This is a genomic window from Phycicoccus sp. CSK15P-2, from assembly GCF_016888005.1.
Lineage (GTDB): Bacteria > Actinomycetota > Actinomycetes > Actinomycetales > Dermatophilaceae > Phycicoccus.
Genome location: NZ_JAFDVE010000025.1, coordinates 1 through 21117, shown reverse-complemented (window position 1 = coordinate 21117; position 21117 = coordinate 1). Strand labels below are relative to the sequence as shown.

Below are 21117 nucleotides of genomic sequence, written 5' to 3'. Positions count from 1 at the left end.
GACGCCGGGCGCACGCGTCACGGGGTGGGCAGGTTGTCGCGCGCCCAGAGCGCCGCGCTCGTGCGGTCGACGACGCCGATCTCGCGGAACACCCGCCCGAGGTGCGCCTTGACCGTCCGCTCGGTGATGCCGAGGGCACGCGCGATCTGCTTGTTCGCGAGCCCCTGGGACACGAGCCGGAGGACCTCGGTCTCCCGCGGTGAGAGCCCGACGGCGGCGGCGTCCCGTTCCGGGTCGCCGGTGGACGGCAGCAGCGCGGCCGCCACCCGCGGGTCGATGGGCACGTGACCCGCGGCGGCCGCCCGGACGGCCGCGACGAGCGCCTCCGGCTCCGAGTCCTTGAGCACGTAGCCGATGGCTCCCGCGGCGAGCACCTCCCGGACCCGCACCCGGTCCGAGAAGCTCGTGAGGACGAGCACCCGCACCTCGGGCCGGCCGGCGAGCACACCGCGGGTGCCGTCGACCCCGTCGACGCCCGGCATCGAGAGGTCCATGAGGACGACGTCCGGCCGGGTCGCGGTGGCGGACTCGGCGGCCTCACCGCCGTCCCGCGCCTCGGCCACGACGGCAATGTCGGGCTCGGCCTCGAGCAGCGTGCGCAGGCCGGCCCGGACGAGCCGGTGGTCGTCGGCGACGAGGACCCGGATCATGCCCGCTCCCCGAGGGGTCCGGTGAGCTCGAGCCGCCAGTGCGTGCCGCGGCCGGGCGCCGAGGCGACCTGGAGCACCGCCCCGGGCGCGCCGGTGACGTCCCCGAGCACGTGGGTCCCGAGATGACCGTCGTAGGGCCGCTCCAGGACCGCGTCCGTGTCGAACCCCTGTCCGTCGTCCACGACGTCCAGGGTGACCTGTCCCGGCCCGTCGCGGTGCAGCGACACGGCGACGGTCGCCGGTCCCGCGTGCTTGACGGCGTTCCGGAGGCACTCCTGGGCCACCCGGTGGACGAGCCGCTGGGCCTCCGGGGTGAGGGCGAGGTCGTCCTCGTCGTCGACGTCGAGCGCCACGGCGAGGGCGTCCCGCCGCGAGGCCTGGACGAGGTCCTGGAGGGCGACGACGACCCCGGACGCGGCGAGGCTCGGCGGGTAGATGTCGACGAGCAGCGTCCGCAACGAGCGGATGCTGCCCCGCACGGCCGCCGCGGCGGCGTCGAGGTCGCGGGCGAGCCCCTCCTCGCCGCGCTGCGCAGCCGTGGCGGACGCGCCGGAGACGGTGAAGGAGGTGGCGGCGAGCTCCTGCACCGGGCCGTCGTGGAGCGAGGCGGCGATCCGGCGGCGTTCGTCGGCGGAGGCCTCGACGGCCCGTTCGAGGAGGGCGGAGCGCTGGACCTCCGCGCGCCGTAGCCGCCGGACCAGGTGGAGCACGAGCGGTGTGACGATGACGACGAGGAGGATCAGGCTGCTCGCCGTGACCCCCGCGAAGCCGCGCCACAGCTGGCCGGTACGCTCGGAGACGGGGTCGTAGGAGACGTAGATCTCGAAGAGCACGGTGCTGCCGTCCGGGGCCCAGACCGGCCGGTACACCTCGACGAGGCGGTCGGCGTCCTCGAAGGCGTTCTCGGAGTCGCTGAGGTCGGACACCTCCGCGATCGTGCTCGGGCCGTCGAGGGCCTCCTGCTGCTCGTCGTCCAGCGGGAAGGACCGGCCGATGAGCTGCGGCTCGTCGGCGTACACGACGAGCCCGTCCGGTCGCCACAGCTTGACCCGGACGACGGTGTCGCCGAGGAGGCTGCGTCGGACGGTGTCGTCGAAGGCGGCGACGGCGTCGGGGTCGCCGGCGAGGAGCTCGTCGGTCAGCGCGGGCTGGACGACGGCCTCGGCGACCACCCCGGCCATCGTCGCGGCGTCGTTGACGGCCTCCCGCTCGGCGAGCTGGCGGGCCGCGAGGGTGCCGAGCACGCCGACGACGACCATCGCCGCGAGGACCCCGAGGACGAGGCGCGCGACGATCCGGTGCGGTCGGACCGCGGGGTCGTCGTCGAGGATGACCGGACGGGAGACGACCCGCCAGGGCACGGGTGAGGCGCCCCCGTCCTGGTCAGGACCGGCCGGGGGCGCCGCAGGGTCGTGCTCAGTCGTCGGACCCGTGTCCACCCGAGCGGTCCTCCTCGTGGTCGGAGTCGTCGCCTCCGCCGTGGCCGGAGCGGTCGTCGTCGGACCGGTCGTCCCCGCCGCGGCGGCCCGACCGGTCGTCGTCCGCGTCGTCGCCACCGCGACGGCCGGACCGGTCCTCGGCCGAGTCGTCGTCGGAGCCGGAACGGTCCCGGTCGCCGCCGTGGTCGTCACCGGCGTCGTGCGTGGCCGGGTCGTCCGAGACACGGTCGGGCCGGTCACCGCCGTGGTCGTCACCGGCGTCGTGGGTCGCCGGGTCGTCCGAGACACGGTCGGGCCGGTCACCGCCGTGGTCGTCACCGGCGTCGTGGGTCGCCGGGTCGTCCGAGACACGGTCGGGCCGGTCACCGCCGTGGTCGTCACCGGCGTCGTGCGAGGCCGGGTTGTCGGAGGTGGGGGAGGCGCTGGGCGACGGGCTCGCCGCGGGTGCCTGCACGGGCAGCCGCTGGGCGAAGGAGGCGTTGTCGACCAGCCCGACGGCCGCCGGGGCGGCGGCGACGACGACGGCAGAGACGAGGAGAGCGATACGGCGCATGGTGGGTCCTTCCGTGAGCGAAGTGTGTCAGGGCGTGGGTCAGCCGGGGAAGACGGCTCGCGCCCGGCAGGTCTGGCCGCTCGCCGCGTGTCGCGCGGTGGCGGTGATGGTGTCCGTGCCGGCGCGGTTCGCCACGCGCCGCTCGACCTCGAAGGAGCCGCTCGGCGCCGTCGTGCGGGCCGTGCCGGAGCCGACGCGCACCCCGTTGTCGCTCAGCGACCACGACCACGTCTGTCCGACCCGGTTCGAGTCCACCTCGAGCTCGACCTCGAGCCGGCCGTCGTCACCCTTGGCCTTGAGCTTCCACGTGGCGCCGGAGCTGCAGGTACCGGACGTGCGGACCTCCGGGTCCTTGGCCGCGGCGAGCGGGGCGGTGGTCGCGACGAGGGCGACCGACGCGGCGACGACTCCGGCACGACGGATGATGGTGCTGGTCATGGGAACCTCCTCGGACGGTGGGCCGCAGGTCGGCCCGTCGAAGAGAACGGTCCCCCGGCCGCGCGGACACCCACCATCGGGCGATGGTCGTAGTACCGGCGGCGCCTCAGCCCTGCTCGAGGCGGTCGGCGTTGGCGTGGATCGCGTCGCGCACTTACTGCGCGAGCCCCGGCGCGCGGTCCTCGTACGTCCGCGTGAACCGGGGGTCGGCGACGTACATGTCCGCCAGGGCGCGGTGGAAGGCCGCGTCGACGTCGTAGAACCGGGTGTGGATGTGCATCCGGTGCGCCTCCGCGGCGTCCATCGCCCGCTCCGAGGTGGGCGGCTCCCCGGACGCCAGCGCCGCGACGAGGCCCGCGTCCACCGCCTCCGCCTCGGCCTTGACCTCGGCCCAGTCGGCCTTCGTGTAGCGGCCCGTGCGCTCCCGGGACTGCGTCCAGGCGTCGGTGTCGCCCCAGCGCTCCTCGGCCTCGGCCGTGTACTCCTCGCCGAAGCCGTCCCCGAAGAGCTCCTCGAGGTCCTCGGTCGTCGCAGGTCGGTCGTTCATCTCTCGCTCCAGTGCTCGGTCGATGGCCGCGACGAGCTCGGTGAGCTCGCCCAGCCGGGATACGACCACGGCGCGCCGGCGGCGCAGGTGCTCCTCGGCCGTCCCGTCGCCGTCGAGCAGGTCCTGCACCTCGTCGAGGGGCAGGTCGAGCCGGCGGTACGTGACGACCGTGGCGAGCCGGGCGAGGTCGGCGTCCGTGTAGAGGCGGTACCCCGCGTGGGTCCGGGCGGACGGGACGACGAGGCCGACGGCGTCGTAGTGGTGCAGGGTGCGCACCGTGACACCGAACCGCTCGGCGACCTGTCCGACCGTCAGCTCCATCCGTGCAGTGTGCTGGCTCGTCGTGGTCATGTCATCCACGGTGGTGCCTCACGTCGCGTGAGGGTCAAGCCCGCTCCGGGTGCGGGGCCGGACCGCCGGTGCCACGCTGGGCTGGCCGGGGGGGCCGGTGGGTTCCCCGGGGTTTCCGCTCACCACGTCAGGGGCTCACATGACACGACGTCTCAGCAGGATTCCGGTGGCCGTGGCGGCCTGCGCCACGGCCGCCACCACCGCGCTCCCCGCCACCGCCCACGAGGAGGGCACGACCACGACCGGGGCCACCGCGGCGGCCTCGACCCGCTACCTCCGGCAGACCCTCGACTGGCAGCTCTGCGACGAGGCCACCGGCACCGAGTGCGCGCTCGTCACCGCACCCCGGGACTGGAACCGGCCGGGCGCCGGCGAGGACATCCGGGTGGCCGTTAGCCGCACCGTCCCCGAGGGCGCCGGCGACGACGCGCGCTACATCTTCGGCAACCCCGGAGGCCCGGGCGCACCGGGGCTGGGGATGGCGCCGTACCTGGCGAGCGTCGTCCCGGACCACATCGCCATCGGGTTCGACGTCCGGGGCACCGGCGCCAGCACGAACGTGTCGTGCGAGGGCGCGCCGCAGTACACGATGGACGCCCGCGACCGGGACCGCGCGAACCTCGACCTCATCGCCGACGCCTCGAAGCTCTACGACCCGTTCTGCACCCTGAAGAGCCGCGGGCTGCGCGACCACGTGACCACCGAGCAGACGGTCAAGGACGTCGACCTCGTCAGAGCGCTGCTCGGGGCGGAGACGTTCGACTACGTCGGCTACTCCGGCGGCACCTGGCTCGGCGCGTACTACCAGAAGTACTTCCCGAAGCACGCCGGCCGGTTCGTCCTCGACTCCAACACCGACTTCACCCGGCCGTGGAACGTCACCTTCGAGGCACAGCCCGAGTCCTTCGAGCGGCGCTTCCGGCAGGACTTCACGGCGTGGGCGGCCGAGCACGACGACGTCCTCGGCCTCGGCTCGAGCCCGGAGCAGGTGCGGCGGTTCTACGAGCGGCTCCGGGCCGACCTGAAGCGCGACCCGATCGAGGTCGTCGTCCCGGGCGAGGTCGAGATCACGCTCGACCAGAACTTCCTCGACGCCGACACGATCCAGTCGATGTACTCGAAGTACAGCTTCCAGCCCCTCGCCGCCGACTACGCGCTGCTGCGGACGTGGTGGGACGAGGAGCACGCGTCCGACCCGGCGAGTGTGCAGCGCCGGTTCGACGCCACCCCGCGCCAGGTGCAGGAGCGGCTGCGGGACATCGCCGCACGGATGGAGCACGGTGTCGCGCAGCCGGTCGCGTCCGACGCCTACCCGGCGACCTTCTACGCCATCACCTGCAACGACACCCGGTGGCCGCGCGGACAGCGCTACCTCGACCGCCTCTCGGGGCGCCTCGGGCCGAGGTACCCGCTCGTCGGGTGGAGCACCAACGAGAACCCGTGCGCCTACTGGACCCGCCCCGGCGTGCGGATGCCCGTGCCGGACGGCGCCGGGGTGGACACCACGCTCATGGTGCAGTCGGTGAACGACCCCGCGACCAACGCCCGGCTGGCCCGTGACGCCGAGCGCCGGTACTCCGGTGCCGTGCTGCTCACCGTGACCGACGAGGGCGACCACGGCGTCTTCGGCATGGGAAACCGGTGCGTCGACGACATCGTGCTGCGCTACCTCACGACCGGTCGCGCACCGGCCCACGACCGGACGTGCCGCGGCATCCCCGTCCCGGACCCGGTGCCCGCGGACGGTGGACGGTGGGCCGGCCTGCCGACGCCGCAGCTGCAGCGGATCGCCGAGCTGTCCGAGCGGCTGGGCAGCGCCATCGGCTGACGTCGGACCCCGACGGCCGGGCGGGCACGCTCAGGCCGTCGGGGTCTCAAACCAGGTGCCGAGGGCCGTGGCCAGCCCGATGTCGCCGCGGGCCTTGATCTTGCCCATCATGAACATCATCGCGGGGTTGCCCGTGCCGGTGATGAGCTTGAGGAACTCGGCGGGGCCGGCCATGAGCGACAGCTGCGGCTCGGCGGTCGGAGCCTTCTCGACCGTGCAGGCACCGGAGTCGACGACCACGGCGTAGGTGTCGCTCGAGCCGTCCGGACCACCGGTGACGCGGAAGTCGATGCGGGCGCTGCGGTCGCCGGCCTTCTCCGGGCGGAACTGGCCGGGGAACCGGGCGAAGACGGCGTCGAGCAGCGCCTCGCGGTGCGGGCCGCCGAAGAGCTCGGCGATCTCGCGGTCCGACGCGCGCTTCACGGCGGTCACGAACTCGGCGGGGGTCAGCGTCGGCAGGGTCTGCGGGTCCAGGGCCATGCCCCAGAACCTACTGGCCGGTAACCAACGGTGCAAACAGGACCGCACGCCCGCCCCCACCGGAGAAGTCCGCGCGCTCCACCGAGATGGCCGCCTCGGGTCAGGACCTCTTCGCGGCCTTCGTGGCCGTGGACTTCTTGGCGGCCGTCTTCTTGGCACCGGTCTTCTTCGTGGTCCGCTTGCGCGCCGTCTTCTTCGCCGGCCCCTTCGCCCGCTTGTCGGCGAGCAGCTCGTAGCCGCGCTCCGGGCTGATCTTCTCCGGGTCGTCGTCCTTGCGCAGGGTGGCGTTCGTCTCGCCGTCGGTGACGTACGGACCGAACCGGCCGTCCTTGACGACCACGGGCTTGCCGGACACCGGGTCGGTGCCGAGCTCGGCGAGCGGCGGCTTGGCCGCGGCCCGGCCGCGCTGCTTCGGCTGGGCGTAGATCGCCAGCGCCTCCTCGAGCGTGATGTCGAAGAGCTGCTGCTCGGAGGTGAGCGAGCGCGAGTCCGTCCCCTTCTTCAGGTACGGGCCGTAGCGGCCGTTCTGGGCCGTGATGTCGTCTCCGGACTCGGGGTCGGTGCCTACGACCCGGGGCAGCGACAGCAGCCGCAGCGCGGTGTCGAGCTCGACCGTCGCGAGGTCCATGTCCGTGAAGAGCGAGGCCGTCCGGGGCTTGACCTTGTTCTTGCCCTTGCCCTGCTCCTCCTCCGGGATGACCTCGGTGACGTAGGGCCCGTACCGGCCGGCCTTGGCCACGATGTCGCGGCCGGTCTCCGGGTGCCGGCCGAGGACCCGGCCGTCGTCGGCGGCCTGGTCGAGCAGCTCGCGGGCCATGGCGGGGGTGAGCTCGTCCGGCGGGACGTCGTCGGTGATGGACGCCCGGCGCGGCTGGGTCTCGCCCGACGCGGCGGCCTTCTCGTCGGTCACCTCGCCCGTCTTCGGGTCGATCCCGGCCGGGACGACCTCCTCGACGTACGGCCCGTACCGCCCGACCCGCACGACGACGCCGTCGCCGATGTCGATCGTCGAGATGGCCCGGGCGTCGATGTCGCCGAGGTCCTCGACGAGGTCGCGCAGACCCTCGGCCGAGGACGCCTCGTCGCCGAAGTAGAAGCGCTTGAGCCAGGCGACCCGATGCTGGTCGCCGCGCGCGATGGCGTCGAGGTCCTCCTCCATCGACGCCGTGAAGTCGTAGTCGACGAGCCGGCCGAAGTGCGCCTCCATGAGCCGGGTCACCGCGAACGCGAGCCACGACGGCACGAGGGCCGAGCCCTTGCTGCTGACGTAGCCGCGGTCCTGGATCGTCCCGATCGTCGAGGCGTAGGTCGAGGGCCGGCCGATGCCACGCTCCTCCATCGCCTTGACGAGGGTCGCCTCGGTGTAGCGCGCCGGCGGGGACGTCTCGTGGCCGTTCGCGTCGGCGCGGCGGACGGTGAGCGCCCGGCCGACACCGAGCTTGGGCAGGCGCCGCTCCTCGTCGTCGCGGGCGCGCGGCGCGTCCCGGCCCTCCTCGTAGGCAGCCAGGAAGCCGCGGAAGGTGATGACCGTGCCGCTGGCGGAGAGCTCGACCTCGCGGGCCGGAGCGCCGTCGGCCAGCGTCGCGGCCAGCCGCACCGAGGCCGTCGAGCCCCTGGCGTCGGCCATCTGCGAGGCGACGGTGCGCATCCAGACGAGCTCGTACAGGGCGTACTCGTCGCCGCGCAGCTCACCGCGGACCTGGGCCGGGGTGCGGAACCGGTCCCCCGCCGGACGGATGGCCTCGTGCGCCTCCTGGGCGCTCTTGACCTTCTTCTCGTACCGGCGCGGCGCGTCCGGGACGGACTCGGCACCGTACATGTCACGGGCCTGCTGGCGGGCCGCGGTGAGCGCGGTGTCGGACAGCGCGGTGCTGTCGGTGCGCATGTAGGTGATGTACCCGTTCTCGTAGAGCCGCTGGGCGACCCGCATCGCGTTACGCGAGTTGAGCCGCAGCTTGCGCGAGGCCTCCTGCTGCAGGGTGCTCGTCGTGAACGGGGCGCTCGGCCGGCGGGTGTACGGCTTCTCGGAGACCTCGGCGACGCTGACCTGCGCACTGCGCAGCGCCTGCGCGATGCCAGACGCCCGCCCCTCGTCGAGCTGGACGGCCTTGTCGCCCTTGAGCGTCCCGTCGTCGGCGAAGTCGCGGCCGGTGGCCACCTTCTTGCCGTCGACCCCGGTGAGCCGGGCGGTGAAGAGGTCCTCGTCGCCGGCGGGCGTGACGTCGGCGTCGACGTCCCAGTACGACGCCCGGACGAACGCCATCCGCTCCCGCTCGCGCTCGACGACCATGCGCGTGGCGACGGACTGCACGCGCCCCGCGGAGAGGCCGGCCTTGACCTTGCGCCACAGGACCGGGGAGACCTCGTAGCCGTAGAGGCGGTCGAGGATGCGCCGGGTCTCCTGGGCGTCGACGAGGGCGACGTTGATGTCGCGGGTCTGGTTGGCGGCCCGCTGGATGGCCTCGCGGGTGATCTCGTGGAAGACCATCCGCTTGACCGGGACCTTGGGCTTGAGGGTCTCGAACAGGTGCCACGCGATGGCCTCGCCCTCGCGGTCCTCATCCGTCGCGAGGTAGAGCTCGTCGGCCTCCTTGAGGAGGGACTTGAGCTCGCGGACCTTCTTCTTCTTGTCGGCGTCGACGACGTAGTAGGGGTCGAAGTCGTCGTCGATGTTCACGCCGAACTTGCCGAACGGGCCCTTCTTGACCTCGGCCGGCATCTCGCTGGGGGTGGGGATGTCGCGGATGTGGCCGACGGACGCCTCGACGTCCCAGTCGCTGCCGAGGTAGCCGGCGATCGTCTTGGCCTTCGCGGGCGACTCGACGATGACGAGCTTGCGTCCTGCCATGGGGTGCACCTGTTCCGTTCCGTCCGGCACGTGCAGCGGATTCGTCGCTGCTCCGACGTGTGGACGTCGCCGACGGTAGCGCCCCTTCCCGGCGCACCGCACATCAGGGGCGTGCGGCGCGCCGGGACGGCCTACTTGACCTCGCCTCTCAGCACCCGCCAGGTGCCGACGGCGGCCGGCAGGAGCAGCCACACCGCCACCGAGGTCGCGAGGTGGGTCCAGTCCTCCCCCGTCATCCGGCCCTCGGTGAGCGGCTCGGTCACGAGGCCCAGGTCGAGCCAGGGCTGGACGTCGCGCATCCACTCGACGAGCGACCCGGCGAACGTCCAGACCGTCGGGATGACGAAGGTCGCGACGATGGCGAGTGGGGTGCTGCGCAGGAGGAGACCGAACCCGACGCCCTGGACCGTGTAGATCGCAAGGGTCAGGAGCACCCCACCGACGGCGGCCCCGTCCGTCGACCAGTCCGGCGAGGAGTCGTGGACCACGGTGTCGACGAGCAGCGTCACGGCCGAGGCGGCCGCCGCGACGGCGACCAGACAGGCCGCGAGGACGACGGCCGCGAGTGCCTTCGCGAGCACGACCCGGCCCCGCCGCGGCTCGTAGGCGAAGGTGGCCAGGCCGGTGCGGTGCGCCCACTCCGCGGTGGCGGTCATGATCCCGAGGACCGGGAGAAGCACGAGGAGCGGCAGCGTCGCCGTCAAGAACATCGCCCCGTACTCCAGGTCCGCGAGCTCACCCCAGACGAGGGTGGCGGCCAGAACCAGCACCGTCGCGGCCGCGATGACCACGAGGAGCCAGCGGCCGGCCCGGGTGTCGACGCACTTGCGGACCTCGACCCGGAGCAGACGGTGGAAGGGGACCCCCGCCACCTGCGGCAGCTCGGCGGAGCCCGCGTCGCGGTGGGCCGGACGGTCGTTGAGGGTCGTCATCACGCCACCGCCTTGTCGCGAGCGGTGTCGGCGGTGAGCTCGAGGAAGGTGGCCTCGAGACCCTCTGCCCCGGTCGTGCGCAGCTCGCTGAGCGCGACCCCCGCGTCCCGGGCGACCCGCCCGACCTCCTCGGGCATCGCCTCGGCGACGAGGCCCGCACCCGACTCCCGGGTCACGATGTCCGCCGCGGCGAGCGCGGCCCCGAGCGTGCCGGCGTCCTCGGCACGGACGACGGTGCCTCCGGCACGGACCAGCTCCTCGGTCGGTCCCTGCGCGACGATGCTGCCCCGCCCGATGATCACGAGCTCGTCGGCGGTCTGCGCGACCTCGCCGAGCAGGTGCGAGCTGAGCAGCACCGTGCCTCCCTCGGACGCGAACTCACGGAGCAGCTCGCGCATCCAATGGATGCCCTGCGGGTCGAGCCCGTTCGCGGGCTCGTCGAGGACCAGCACCCGGGGGGTGCCGAGCAGCGCTCCGGCCAGGCCGAGCCGCTGGCGCATGCCGAGCGAGTAGTTGCGCACCCGGCGGCGCGCCTCGTCGGCCGTGATGCCCACCCGGTCGAGCAGCTCCTCGACCCGGGTGTCCGGGACGCCGATCGTCATCGCGCCGAGGCGGAGCACCTCGCGCCCGGTGCGCCCCGGGTGCTGGGCGGTCGCGTCGAGCATCACGCCGACCGAGGCGGCCGGGTTGGGCAGGTCCGCGTAGCGCCGGCCCCCGATGGTGGCCGTACCGCTCGTCGGCGGGGTGAGGCCGGTGAGCATCCGCAGGGCGGTCGACTTCCCCGCACCGTTCGGGCCGAGGAAGCCGGTGACCGTGCCTGGACGCACGGTGAACGAGATGTCGTCGACGGCGGTCAGCCCGCCGTACCGTTTCGTGAGGTTCTCGATGTGGATCATGCGAACCACGGTCGCGGCCCGCGGGCCGTCGGCGCATCGGCCACGGGTCGACACCGTCGCCCGGACGGTCGACCTTCGGACCGGCGGGCCCCTACCTCGGTCGGATGCCCGGGACCGACCGACGCTCCTAGGCTTCGGGACATGACCGGGGCGACACCGGCGCCGAGCCCGCGCCTCACGTGGTGGCAGACCATGTGGCGGATCGGGCTCAGCGTGACCGTGGGTGCCCTCGCCTGGCTCTCCTTCGGCGTCGGGCTCCCGGAGGAGCCGGTCACGCTCGTCCTGTGGCTCGTCGTCGCCGACCCGCTCCTCGGTGTGCTGACCACCCTGCTCGTCGTGGTGGCTCGCCGCCGTCGGCCCCTGCTCGTGGCGGCCCTCTCCGCTCTGGCCTCTTCCGTGTCGACCACGTCGGGCGGCCCCGCCACCTGGGCGCTGGTGTCGGCGACGACCCAGCGTCCGCTGCGCCGTGTCGCCCCGATGGCCGTCCTCTACTTCGGCGCCGGCCTGGTGGCGGAGGCGATGTACCGACCACTGCGGACGAACCCGGACTCGTGGTGGCTCCTCGGCGTCGTGTCCGGGCTCGCGACGGCGCTCACGCTGGCCGTCGGGCTCCAGGTGGCCTCGCGGCGGGCACTCGTCGAGTCGCTCCGGCAGCGGGCCGAGACGGCCGAGCGCGAGCAGGGCGCGCGGGTCGACCGGGCCCGGGCCGAGGAGCGCACCCGGATCGCCCGGGAGATGCACGACGTCCTCGCGCACCGGATCTCGCTCGTCGCGATGCACGCGGGCGCGCTGTCCTACCGCTCCGACCTCGCCGACGACGAGCGGTCCGCCTCGGTCCGGGCCGTGGAGGACAACGCGCGCCGGGCGCTGACCGACCTGCGCGACGTGCTCGGCGTCCTCCGAGGCTCCGCCGACGGCGCCGACCCGGAGGCGGACGAGGCGCCCGAGCCGCCGCAGCCCCGGCTGGCCGACCTCCCGGCGCTCGTCGCCGCGGCCCGGGCCCCGGGGGTCGAGGTGACGCTGCGGAACGGGGTCACCGGTGACCCGCCGGCGACGGTCCAGCGCGCTGCCTACCGGGTCGTCCAGGAGGCCCTGACGAACGCCGCCAAGCACGCGCCGGGCGCCGACGTCACGGTCGGCGTCTCGGGCGCGGCCGGGGACGGGCTCGCCGTGACGGTCTCGAGCGGCGCCGCCCGGGGCCGCCCGCTCGTGCTCCCCGGTGCCGGGATCGGGCTCGTCGGCCTGCACGAGCGGGTCGAGCTGCTGGGCGGCCGGCTCGGGCACCGGCGCACGGTGACCGGCGGCTTCGTCGTCGAGGCCTGGATACCGTGGTCGGCATGACCGACGACCCAGCGCTGGTCCGGGTCGTCGTGGTCGACGACGACCCGCTCGTGCGGTCCGCGCTCCGGCTGATGCTCGGCGGACACGACGACATCGTCCTCGTCGGGGAGGCCGCGGACGGCGAGGAGGCGCTGGACGTCGTCGGGGCGCGGTCACCGGACGTCGTGCTCATGGACATCCGGATGCCGCGGCGCGACGGGCTCGACGCGACCCGTGTCCTCCTCGCCCGGGCGGGGGCGCCACGGGTCCTCGTCCTCACGACGTTCGACACCGACGACCTCGTCCTGCGGGCGCTGCGAGCGGGTGCGGCGGGCTTCCTCCTCAAGGACACCCCGCCGGCACAGGTGGTCCATGCGGTCCGGGCGGTCGCGGCCGGGGAGCCGATGCTCTCGCCGAGCGTGACGACGCGGCTCATCGCGGCCGTCACCGAGCAGGAGCCGCGCCCCGACCGGCGCCGGGAGGCCGCCCGTGCGGCGCTCTCGGGACTGACCGAACGCGAGCGTGACGTCGCCGACGCGGTGGCCCGCGGCCTGAGCAACGCCCAGATCGGTGCCGAGCTCTACCTCTCGACGGCGACGGTCAAGGCCCACGTCGGACGGATCTTCACGAAGGTGGGCACCGACAACCGGGTCCAGGTCGCGCTCCTCGTGCGGGACGCCGAGCAGGGGCACCGCGCCGAGGGGAACACGCGCGGACCGGAAAATGGTTGAATGTTCTATGACCTCGACACCGGCGAGCACCGACGGGCGGATGCCCGTCCTCTACCTCAGCCACGGTGCACCGCCACTGGCCGACGACGAGCGGTGGACCGCCGAGCTCGCCGCCTGGTCGGCCGACCTCCCCCGCCCGGAGGCCGTCCTCGTGGTCTCGGCACACTGGAAGCAGGCGCCGGTCTCGGTGTCGGCGACGACCGGCGACGCCCCGCTCGTGTACGACTTCTGGGGCTTCCCGCAGCGCTACTACGAGGTCACCTACGACGCCCCCGGGGCACCCGGCCTGGCCCGCTCGGTGGCGGGGCTGCTCTCCGGTGTCGGCGAGACCCTGCACCAGGACCCCTCCCGCGGCCTCGACCACGGCGCGTACGTGCCGCTCGTCGAGATGTTCCCCGAGGCCGACGTCCCGGTGCTCCAGCTGTCGATGCCGACCCTCGACCCGCAGCGGCTCTTCGACCTCGGCCGGCGGCTCGCCCCGCTGCGCGACGAGGGCGTGCTCGTCGTCGGATCGGGCTTCACGACGCACAACCTGCGGTGGTTCGACCCGTCCGGCGGCCCGGACGTCGCCCCGCCGACGCCGTCCGCCGAGTTCGACCACTGGGCCGCGGAGGCCGTCGGACGGGGGGACGTCGACGCCGTCCTGGACTTCCTCGCCACGGCCCCCGCCGCGCAGGAGGCACATCCGCGCACCGAGCACTGGGCACCGCTGTACGTGGCCCTGGGAGCGACGTCGGAGGCCGGCGACGTCCGCGGCACGAGTGTCGTCGACGGCTTCTGGTACGGCCTGAGCAAACGCTCCTGGCAGTTCACCTGACCTCCGGCCGCCGGGGTCTCAGGACGCCAGATGCTCGGCGAGGAAGGCGTCGATGCGCCGCCAGGCGTCGTCGGCGGACCCCGGCTCGGGTCCGGAGTGCAGGACGAACCGCGCCATCGGTGCGAGCCACCACGGCGAGGAGTCCGTGGGGTTGAGGAACGAGTGGCCCGCATCCGGGTACTCGCGCACGTCGTGCGGCACCCCGCGGGCGGACAGGGCGGCCTCGAGCCGGCCGGCCGCGCCGGCCAGGAAGCGGTCCCGGCCGCCGTAGCTCGCGACGACCGGGCAGGCACCCGCGAGCGCGTCCGGCTCCTCCGGCAGCAGGCCGTAGTTCGCCACCGCTGCCGACCAGCCCGCTCGCCCGGCGAGCACCAGGGCGAACCCGCCGCCCATGCAGAAGCCGATGACCCCCACCCGGCCGGTGCAGCGGTCGTCCTCCACGAGCCGGGCACGCGCCGCCTCGATGTCGTCGACGGCACGACCGTGGCCCCGGCGCAGGGCCTGCATCGTGGCCCGTAGGCACACCGGCCGCAGGCCCCGGGACAGCAGGTCGGGCGCGAGGGTGAGGTACCCCGCTGCCGCCATCCGGTCGGTGAGCGCCCGCATGTTCTCGTCGAGCCCGAAGGCCTCGTGGACGAGGACCAGACCGGGCCACGGGCCCTCGCCCCGCGGCGCGGCGAGGTAGCCGTCGAGGTCACCGACCCGGGTCGCGACGCCTGCCACCGCTCAGCCCTTCGCGGGCGGGCGCTTCCTCGGCGCCGGACGGGTCGGGTCGTCGGTGACGTGCTCGACGTCATCAGGGACGATGATCGGCCGCAGCCGTGCCCAGGCGATGAAGACGGACCCCACGACGAGCAGCGCCAGGCCGGCCCAGAGGTTGGCGTCCACCCCACCCGTCTTGTCGGTCTCGGGGTCGGCGAACAGACCAGTGAGCGTGAGGATGACGCCGTACACCGCGAGCAGCAGCCCGATGACGTTGCGGATGTCGAAGGCTCCGGCCTTGTGCTGTTCTGCCATGACCACTCCCGCTCAGAAGAAGACGTTGAGGACGACGACCATGCCGAGCGCGACCCCGGCGAGCGGGAGCGTCCGGCGGTACCAGGGGTAGGACGCCTCGTCGGGGTCGACGAGGTCCTCCTTGGGCGTCTCGGAGTAGACGAGTCCCTTGAGCTCGGACGCCGGCTTGGGCTCGGTCACCATCGTCACGGCCACCGAGACGACGATGTCGACGACGAAGGCCGTCGAGGCCGCGACGAACGCCGCCCCCTGACCCCCGAGGGGGATGACCCCGAGCGACGCCGCGCCGAAGGCGTCCTCGCTGAGGAACGCGACGACGACGGCCGAGGCGGTCCCGGACACCAGGCCCGTCCAGCCGGCCGTCGCGGTCATCCGCTTCCAGAACATGCCGAGGATGAACGTCGCGAAGAGCGGCGCGTTGAAGAACCCGAACAGCGTCTGGAGGTAGTCCATGACGTTGCCGAAGCTGCTCGCGACGACGGCCGTCCCGATGGCGATGACCGTGGCGCCCACCGTGGCGAGCCGGCCGATGCGCAGGTAGTAGTCGTCGCTGCGGTCCTTGCGGATGTAGCGCTCCCAGAGGTCGTAGCTGAAGACCGTGTTGAACGCGGAGACGTTGGCCGCCATACCCGCCATGAAGGCCGCAAGCAGACCCGTGATCGCCAGTCCGAGAAGGCCGTTCGGCAGCAGGTCGCGCATGAGGTACAACAGGGAGTCGTTGTACGCGACCCCGTCGCCGGAGGCCCCGCCCGGCGGGCTGCCGCCGTTCTTGAGCTCGACGATCTCGGGCACGAGCACGGCGGCGATCATGCCCGGGAAGATCGTGAGGAACGGGACGAACATCTTGGGGAACGCGCCGATGACCGGCGTCTTGCGGGCCGCGGAGATCGACTCGGAGGCCATCGCCCGCTGGACCTCGACGAAGTTCGTCGTCCAGTACCCGAAGGAGAGGACGAAACCGAGACCGAAGACGATGCCGACCACCGACCAGAACGGGTTGTCGAAGCCGGAGAGCGCCTGCCCGGGCCACGACTCGAGCTGCTGCTCGGCCGGGGGCACGCCGGCGTCGGCCGGGGCCGACGAGGCCATCTCGGTGATCTTGTCCTGCAGGCCCGAGTAGCCGCCGACCCGGTGCAGGCCGATGAGCACGAGCGGCAGCAGGCTGGCGACGATGACGAAGAACTGGAGGACCTCGTTGTAGATCGCCGCGGACAGCCCTCCGAGGGTGATGTACGACAGGACGATCGCGGCGGCGACGATGAGCGCGACCCACAGCGGCCAGCCGAGCAGCGCCTTGACGATCGAGCCGAGCAGGAACAGGTTGACTCCGGCGATGAGCAGCTGGGCCACGGCGAAGGACAGGGCGTTGACCAGGTGCGCGCCCGTCCCGAACCGGCGGAGCATGAACTCCGGGACCGAGCGGACCTTCGAGCCGTAGTAGAAGGGCATCATCACGACGCCGAGGAAGAGCATCGCCGGGATGGCGCCGACCCAGAAGTAGTGCACCGTCGGGATGCCGAACTCCGCGCCGTTGGCGCTCATCCCCATGATCTCGACCGCTCCGAGGTTGGCCGAGATGAACGCCAGCCCGGTGACCCAGGCCGGCAGTGAGCGCCCCGACAGGAAGAAGTCGACCGAGTCCGAGACCGACCGGCGTGCGAGCAGCCCGATGCCGAGGACGAAGCCGAAGTAGATGACGAGGATGAGGTAGTCGACCCAGCTCGCCGAGATGATCGTGTCCGCGGCCGGAAGCGCCGCCGGGACCTGCGTCACGGGGACAGCTGCTGCGACCACGTCGACCACTCCCTCGCCAGGCCGTCGTGCCGGGTCCGGCACCACCGGTCACGCTAACGGAGCGGCGGGCGCGAGAGCGTCCGCGCTACCCGCGGATCCGGCGGCGGCCGTCAGAGCGCGCGACGCTCCCCGGACGACCGGCCGGTGGCCCGCGGGGTGACGATCCAGTCGTCGCTGCCGGTCAGCTCGCGCACGTGGGCCACCCGGGCCACGACGTTGCGCCACTCCCCGTACACGAGTGACCCGGCGAGGAGGTAGACGAGGAACCACCGAGGCCGGCGGCGCATCTGCGGGGTCGCGTTGAGCCACCCGAACAGCGCCTGCCCGGGTGCCGTGGCCAGCGAGACGAGCAGGACGAGGAGCAGGAGAGGGCTCACCGGCACCCGGGACAGCTCGCCCCCCGCGGCCCACACCGCGTGCGCGACGACGGCGAGGGTGAGCTGGCCGACCCACGGGGTCACCTCCCGCCAGCGCAGCAGGAAGGTCATCCCGAGCCGTTGCCGGCGGCCCAGCGAGAAGCGGTTCGCGACCGCCCCCGCGTGGGCCCGGGTCACCTGGAACCAGCCCTGGGCCCACCGCAGCCGCTGCCACCACAGCGGCTCGAGACGGGTCGGCGCGAGCTCGTAGGAGTGCAGGCCCGGGTCGTAGGCGATCCGGCCGCCCTCCCCGACGAGCCGGACGCTGGCGTCGATGTCCTCGGTGAGCATCGAGGAGTGCATCCGCACCCGACGCAGGACGTCGGTACGCCAGTAGCCGTTCGAGCCACCGAACACGGCGAAGCCGTGCAGCCGAGCCCGGCCGGGGTGCGAGACGCCGTAGATGCACTCGAACTCGACGGCGACGAGGCGCGAGATCCACGAGACGTCCCCGTTGCGGACGACGCAGCGCCCCTGGACCACGTCGTAGCCCGCCGCGAGCCACCGCCAGGCCCGGTCGAAGGCGTCCGGCGCCGGATGGTGGTCGGCGTCGAACACCCCGACCATCTCCCCCCGGACGTGGCCCAGCGCGGCGTTGATGTTCTGTGCCTTGCTCGCGCTGCCCTCGACGTGCAGCAACCGCAGCCGCGGGTCCTCGGCGGCCAGCGCCTCCAGCGCGTCCTCCACCGGGAGGCGGTGCGGGCGGTTGTAGGCGAGGACGACCTCGAGGTCGCGGTGCTCGGACGCGAGGTGCGCCCGGACGGTGTCGAGGATCGTCGCGGACTCGTTCGGCAGGTACGCCGCGATGACGGCGCTCGCGAGGGGCGGCGAACCCGAGGCGGGCGGGAGCGGGCGGGTGCGGAGGGAGGCCAGGCCCTCCGCCCAGACGGAGACGGCCGTGACCGACATGACGACGACGACGGTCGCGTAGACGTACGAGGCGACGGAATGCCCCAGCTTGTCCGCGAGGACGAGCAGGAGGAAGGGGATGACGACGCCGACGAGCAGCGAGAGCCCGAACTGCCCCACGGCGGAGGGCAGCCGGTACGTCACGCCACGACGCGGTGGGGTGCGGGTCATGCCCTCCTGCCACCGCACGGGCTGCAGGTCGAGCTGCTCGGCGGCCACCGCGGCGGCCGTCCGGGCGCGACCCAGGGCCGCGCCCGAGGACGGCGAGTCGGCGCGCGCCCATCCCACGACCGGCGTGAGCCGGAGCCCTTCGCCGTGCAGGCGGACCTCGACCTCCGAGACCCGGGCGGCCAGACCCACGAGCCGGTGCTCGACCCACACGTCGTCGCGGTCGCGGAGCAGGACGACGACCCTCCCGGACCGGTCGACCGCGATGACGTCGCGGGCCGAGGCGGCCTCCCGGGCGAGAGCCGCCACGGACCGGGCGGCCTTGCGGACGCCGTTGTCGCCGAAGCGGCTCCGCAGCAGACCCCGCTCCGCGACGTCGAGGACCGCGACGGCGGGCATGGTGACACCGCGACGGCGGCGGTGCCCGCTCGCGGCCCGGATCTCCCGCTCGAGCCGGGAGACCAGCTCGCCCATCGACACGACCGTGGCCGTCGTCGCCGACCCGCCCCGCGCGTCCTCGAGCGTCTCGGTGACCCTGTCGGTGAGCCAGGCGGCGTGGTGGGCGAGGTCCTCGTCGCCGGCCTCGGGCGCCAGGACGACCGGCAGCTCCCGCATCCCCAGCACGGCGAGCTGCCGGGCGAGGGCCCGGGCCGGGGCGGCGTCGTCCGTCGTGAGCCAGAGGACAGCGTCGACGCTCTCGTCGCGAGCGACCCGTGCGACGTCGGCGACGGTCCGGAGGCGGGCGGGGCCCCCGGGCACCACGTACACACCGGCTCCGGCGAGCCGGTGGGCGACGGCGTCGCGGTCGGACCGCTGCCCGACGACGAGCACACTCCCGGCGGGACGGACGAGGGCGCCGTCGACGGGTGTGGCGAGGGTGGTGGCCATCCGGGTCTCCTTCCAGGCGCCCTGCGCGGCTCGCGGGAGGGCCGTCCTCGGTGACTCCATTGCACCGGAGACGTGTTCGCGAGTCCACCGGTCAATGTTTCGCTCAGGAAAAATTCACCTCACCGGCGACGCCTCGGGTTGCGTGCCCCCGCGAGGCACTCCCATGCTGGCCGGGCGGGCCCGAGTCGACAGAGGGCTCACGTGGCCGGCCACACATCCGGCCCGACCGTCACCCGTTCGGCAGTTCCGGACGCCGCGCCGCAGAAGCCGCCGCGTCCGTCCTCACCCGTTGAGATCCGCCCGGGGGCAACGCTTTTCGCGCCTCGGCAGGCCCCGGGCCAGTCCATCGTTCGCACGGCGACGTGCCGGAAGGACCGCTCATGCGTGACCTCGTCTCCCAGCTCCACGACCTGATCGACACCGTCGTGTTCGGCAACGGATGGCTCGCCCTCGGCGGCCTCGTCGTCGTCGGCGGGATCGTCCTGGCCGTCCGCCTCCTCCCCCCCGTCCGCGTCTGAGACCAGCACCCAGGGAGCCCGGATGAGCTTCGGAACGCCGTACTTCGCCTACTCCATCGGGATGCTCGCGCTGCTCACGGGCCTCCTCGTCAACCACCTCGTGTACGCCGCGAAGCTGACCAACTTCGCGCTCTGCTTCGCCTTCATGTGGTGCCACCTCGCGCTCAAGGCGGCCGCGAGCCTCGCCGCACGGCGGCACGTCCCCGACCCGGACGTCGACCTCGCGCTCTTGAGGGTCGACGTCGTCGTCCCCGTCTACAACGAGGACCCGGAGCTGCTCGCGGCCGGGCTGCGCAGCATCGCCGCGCAGGACCGACTGCCCCGTGCGGTGTGGGTCGTCGACGACGGCTCGACCCGCGACGGCGCGCCGTTCGAGGTGCTGCGGACCGAGCCCGTGCGCGAGGCTCTCGCGGCCCTGCGCGTCCACGGGATCTCCGTGCACGAGCACCGCCAGCCCAACGCCGGGAAGCGGCACGCCCAGTCCGTCGCCTACGGCCGCTCGGACGCCGACGTCTTCGTGACCGTCGACTCCGACACGGTGCTGCGGCACGACGCGATCGACAAGATCCTCGTCCCGTTCTGCCGCCCCGACGTCATGAGCGTCGCCGGGACCGCCGTCGGCCAGAACCACGCCCGGTCGCTTTTCACGCGGGTCATCGAGATCGGGTTCGTCATGAGCTTCGTGCACGGCCGGATGGCCGAGGGCGCGTTCGGGTCGGTGCGGGTCAACTGCGGGATCCTCGCCGCCTACCGGGGCGAGGTGCCGCGCCGGAACCTCGACCGTTTCCTCGGGCAGCGGTTCCTGTCCCGCCCGGTCCGGGCCGGGGACGACCGCATCATGACGCTCTTCGCCAAGGAGCTCGGACGCTGCGAGTACCAGCCGGAGGCTGTCGCCTACTCGGCGCTGCCGTCGCGGATGTCGCACCTCGTGCGCCAGCGCCTGCGCTGGTGCCGGTCCTTCTGCTGGGGCACCCTGTGGCTCCTGCGCCGACCCGTGACGAGCGCGGACTTCTGGTTCACCGCGACGCAGGTCCTCGCGCTGGTCATGTACGGCATCTCGATGTCGGTCGCGGTCCTCGGTGTCGCGAGCGGCGCCCTGAGCGCGAGCCTGCTGACCTCCACGGTGATCACCGCCGCCGGGATCTCGCTCGCGTCGCACTTCCGCTACGTGCTCCTGGCCCGCCGCGACGAACCGCTCTCCCAGCGCCTCCTCGTGTGGTGGATCAGCCCCCTTGCCAGCGTCCTCAGCCTCTTCGTCCTCCTACCCCTCTACTTCGTCGCGGTCGCCAGCCCGCGACCCCAGCGGACGTGGGGGACGCGCAAGCGCGTCGAGGTCGGCCTCTTCCCCGCAGGCAGCGGCCTCGAGCTCCCTGCCGGCAGCGCCCTCGAGCCGGCGGTGGCGGCCAAGGAGGCGACGTCGTGACGGTCGTCGACCTCGCCGCCCCGACCCGCCGGCGTCGTCGGCAGCTCCCGGACGGTGTGGTGCGGGGGTTCCGCCCGGACATCGAGGCCCTGCGTGCCCTGGCCGTGGTCCTCGTCGTGCTCTACCACGCCGGCCTGCCCTTCCTGCCCGGCGG

19 protein-coding genes are annotated in these 21117 nt (G+C 73.3%); 6 read left to right on the top strand and 13 right to left on the bottom strand.

All coding sequences use genetic code 11. From position 1 onward, the window contains the following. Window positions 1-17: 17 nt before the first annotated feature. The 5 genes from JQN72_RS14870 to JQN72_RS14850 all read right to left on the bottom strand — a co-directional run bounded on the left by JQN72_RS14870 (window position 18) and on the right by JQN72_RS14850 (window position 3978). Window positions 18-650, bottom strand: a complete 633-nt coding sequence (locus tag JQN72_RS14870; RefSeq protein WP_204135917.1) for a response regulator transcription factor — start codon at window positions 648-650, stop codon at window positions 18-20. Continuing rightward, a complete protein-coding gene (locus tag JQN72_RS14865) occupies window positions 647-2011 on the bottom strand; it encodes a sensor histidine kinase (RefSeq protein WP_204135916.1) in 1365 nt (454 codons plus the stop codon). Before JQN72_RS14865 ends, JQN72_RS14870 begins: the two co-directional genes overlap by 4 nt. A 55-nt stretch (window positions 2012-2066) precedes the next feature. Next, window positions 2067-2642 (bottom strand): hypothetical protein, encoded by a 576-nt coding sequence (locus JQN72_RS14860; RefSeq protein ID WP_204135915.1) that lies wholly within the window; start codon window positions 2640-2642, stop codon window positions 2067-2069. A gap of 39 nt (window positions 2643-2681) precedes the next feature. Further along, on the bottom strand, window positions 2682-3080 hold the full coding sequence (locus JQN72_RS14855; protein WP_204135914.1) for a hypothetical protein: 399 nt from the start codon (window positions 3078-3080) through the stop codon (window positions 2682-2684). A 154-nt stretch (window positions 3081-3234) separates the two neighbouring features. Next, a complete protein-coding gene (locus JQN72_RS14850; protein ID WP_239100704.1) occupies window positions 3235-3978 on the bottom strand; it encodes a MerR family transcriptional regulator in 744 nt (247 codons plus the stop codon). A gap of 139 nt (window positions 3979-4117) precedes the next feature. Here JQN72_RS14850 and JQN72_RS14845 point away from each other — a divergent pair, with 139 nt between their 5' ends. Next, entirely contained in the window at window positions 4118-5806 is a 1689-nt protein-coding gene (locus JQN72_RS14845) for an alpha/beta hydrolase (protein ID WP_204135913.1), read from the top strand. A gap of 30 nt (window positions 5807-5836) precedes the next feature. Here JQN72_RS14845 and JQN72_RS14840 read toward each other — a convergent pair whose 3' ends face one another. From JQN72_RS14840 to JQN72_RS14825, 4 genes are all read right to left on the bottom strand, one after another. Further along, window positions 5837-6286 (bottom strand): SCP2 sterol-binding domain-containing protein, encoded by a 450-nt coding sequence (locus JQN72_RS14840; protein WP_204135912.1) that lies wholly within the window; start codon window positions 6284-6286, stop codon window positions 5837-5839. Window positions 6287-6386: 100 nt separating this feature from the next. Next, window positions 6387-9134 carry a type I DNA topoisomerase gene (gene topA, locus JQN72_RS14835; RefSeq protein WP_204135911.1) on the bottom strand — a complete coding sequence of 916 codons (2748 nt, stop codon included), beginning with the start codon at window positions 9132-9134 and terminating at the stop codon, window positions 6387-6389. Window positions 9135-9265: 131 nt separating this feature from the next. Then, window positions 9266-10066 (bottom strand): ABC transporter permease, encoded by an 801-nt coding sequence (locus tag JQN72_RS14830; RefSeq protein WP_204135910.1) that lies wholly within the window; start codon window positions 10064-10066, stop codon window positions 9266-9268. After that, complete coding sequence (locus tag JQN72_RS14825) at window positions 10066-10962, bottom strand: ABC transporter ATP-binding protein (RefSeq protein WP_204135909.1); 897 nt, start codon at window positions 10960-10962, stop codon at window positions 10066-10068. The genes JQN72_RS14830 and JQN72_RS14825 overlap by 1 nt, the downstream gene beginning before the upstream one ends. 141 nt (window positions 10963-11103) lie before the next feature. Here JQN72_RS14825 and JQN72_RS14820 point away from each other — a divergent pair, with 141 nt between their 5' ends. From JQN72_RS14820 to JQN72_RS14810, 3 genes are read left to right on the top strand one after another with little or no spacing between them, the layout of a single operon-like run. Then, on the top strand, window positions 11104-12303 hold the full coding sequence (locus tag JQN72_RS14820) for a sensor histidine kinase (RefSeq protein WP_204135908.1): 1200 nt from the start codon (window positions 11104-11106) through the stop codon (window positions 12301-12303). Beyond that, a complete protein-coding gene (locus JQN72_RS14815) occupies window positions 12300-13013 on the top strand; it encodes a response regulator transcription factor (protein WP_204135907.1) in 714 nt (237 codons plus the stop codon). Before JQN72_RS14820 ends, JQN72_RS14815 begins: the two co-directional genes overlap by 4 nt. A 7-nt stretch (window positions 13014-13020) precedes the next feature. After that, complete coding sequence (locus tag JQN72_RS14810; protein ID WP_204135906.1) at window positions 13021-13830, top strand: dioxygenase; 810 nt, start codon at window positions 13021-13023, stop codon at window positions 13828-13830. An 18-nt stretch (window positions 13831-13848) separates the two neighbouring features. Here the strand turns inward: JQN72_RS14810 and JQN72_RS14805 are convergent, their stop codons facing one another. The 4 genes from JQN72_RS14805 to JQN72_RS14790 form a co-directional block, all read right to left on the bottom strand. After that, window positions 13849-14553 carry a dienelactone hydrolase family protein gene (locus tag JQN72_RS14805; RefSeq protein WP_204135905.1) on the bottom strand — a complete coding sequence of 235 codons (705 nt, stop codon included), beginning with the start codon at window positions 14551-14553 and terminating at the stop codon, window positions 13849-13851. A 3-nt stretch (window positions 14554-14556) separates the two neighbouring features. Further along, a complete protein-coding gene (locus tag JQN72_RS14800) occupies window positions 14557-14847 on the bottom strand; it encodes a hypothetical protein (protein WP_204135904.1) in 291 nt (96 codons plus the stop codon). A gap of 12 nt (window positions 14848-14859) precedes the next feature. Then, the gene (locus JQN72_RS14795; protein ID WP_204135903.1) at window positions 14860-16620 is read right to left on the bottom strand and encodes a sodium:solute symporter family protein; all 1761 of its coding nucleotides are present in this window, start codon (window positions 16618-16620) and stop codon (window positions 14860-14862) included. 131 nt (window positions 16621-16751) lie between these two features. Continuing rightward, a complete protein-coding gene (locus JQN72_RS14790) occupies window positions 16752-19022 on the bottom strand; it encodes a glycosyltransferase family 2 protein (protein ID WP_204135902.1) in 2271 nt (756 codons plus the stop codon). A gap of 380 nt (window positions 19023-19402) precedes the next feature. Between JQN72_RS14790 and JQN72_RS14785 the strand changes: the two genes are divergently transcribed. Both JQN72_RS14785 and JQN72_RS14780 read left to right on the top strand, forming a co-directional pair. Further along, on the top strand, window positions 19403-19540 hold the full coding sequence (locus JQN72_RS14785) for a hypothetical protein (protein WP_204135901.1): 138 nt from the start codon (window positions 19403-19405) through the stop codon (window positions 19538-19540). Between the two features lie 22 nt (window positions 19541-19562). Next, window positions 19563-20963, top strand: a complete 1401-nt coding sequence (locus tag JQN72_RS14780; RefSeq protein ID WP_204135900.1) for a glycosyltransferase family 2 protein — start codon at window positions 19563-19565, stop codon at window positions 20961-20963. The last annotated feature ends 154 nt before the right edge of the window (window positions 20964-21117 follow it).

What these genes read in the sequence shown, in the direction of transcription:
- JQN72_RS14870 (WP_204135917.1), bottom strand. Translation starts at nt 650, where the DNA reads ATGATCCGGGTCCTCGTCGCCGACGACCACCGGCTCGTCCGGGCCGGC.
- JQN72_RS14860 (WP_204135915.1), bottom strand. Translation starts at nt 2,642, where the DNA reads ATGCGCCGTATCGCTCTCCTCGTCTCTGCCGTCGTCGTCGCCGCCGCC.
- JQN72_RS14855 (WP_204135914.1), bottom strand. Translation starts at nt 3,080, where the DNA reads ATGACCAGCACCATCATCCGTCGTGCCGGAGTCGTCGCCGCGTCGGTC.
- JQN72_RS14850 (WP_239100704.1), bottom strand. Translation starts at nt 3,978, where the DNA reads ATGACCACGACGAGCCAGCACACTGCACGGATGGAGCTGACGGTCGGA.
- JQN72_RS14845 (WP_204135913.1), top strand. Translation starts at nt 4,118, where the DNA reads ATGACACGACGTCTCAGCAGGATTCCGGTGGCCGTGGCGGCCTGCGCC.
- JQN72_RS14840 (WP_204135912.1), bottom strand. Translation starts at nt 6,286, where the DNA reads ATGGCCCTGGACCCGCAGACCCTGCCGACGCTGACCCCCGCCGAGTTC.
- topA (WP_204135911.1), bottom strand. Translation starts at nt 9,134, where the DNA reads ATGGCAGGACGCAAGCTCGTCATCGTCGAGTCGCCCGCGAAGGCCAAG.
- JQN72_RS14830 (WP_204135910.1), bottom strand. Translation starts at nt 10,066, where the DNA reads ATGACGACCCTCAACGACCGTCCGGCCCACCGCGACGCGGGCTCCGCC.
- JQN72_RS14825 (WP_204135909.1), bottom strand. Translation starts at nt 10,962, where the DNA reads ATGATCCACATCGAGAACCTCACGAAACGGTACGGCGGGCTGACCGCC.
- JQN72_RS14820 (WP_204135908.1), top strand. Translation starts at nt 11,104, where the DNA reads ATGACCGGGGCGACACCGGCGCCGAGCCCGCGCCTCACGTGGTGGCAG.
- JQN72_RS14815 (WP_204135907.1), top strand. Translation starts at nt 12,300, where the DNA reads ATGACCGACGACCCAGCGCTGGTCCGGGTCGTCGTGGTCGACGACGAC.
- JQN72_RS14810 (WP_204135906.1), top strand. Translation starts at nt 13,021, where the DNA reads ATGACCTCGACACCGGCGAGCACCGACGGGCGGATGCCCGTCCTCTAC.
- JQN72_RS14800 (WP_204135904.1), bottom strand. Translation starts at nt 14,847, where the DNA reads ATGGCAGAACAGCACAAGGCCGGAGCCTTCGACATCCGCAACGTCATC.
- JQN72_RS14790 (WP_204135902.1), bottom strand. Translation starts at nt 19,022, where the DNA reads ATGGCCACCACCCTCGCCACACCCGTCGACGGCGCCCTCGTCCGTCCC.
- JQN72_RS14785 (WP_204135901.1), top strand. Translation starts at nt 19,403, where the DNA reads ATGCGTGACCTCGTCTCCCAGCTCCACGACCTGATCGACACCGTCGTG.
- JQN72_RS14780 (WP_204135900.1), top strand. Translation starts at nt 19,563, where the DNA reads ATGAGCTTCGGAACGCCGTACTTCGCCTACTCCATCGGGATGCTCGCG.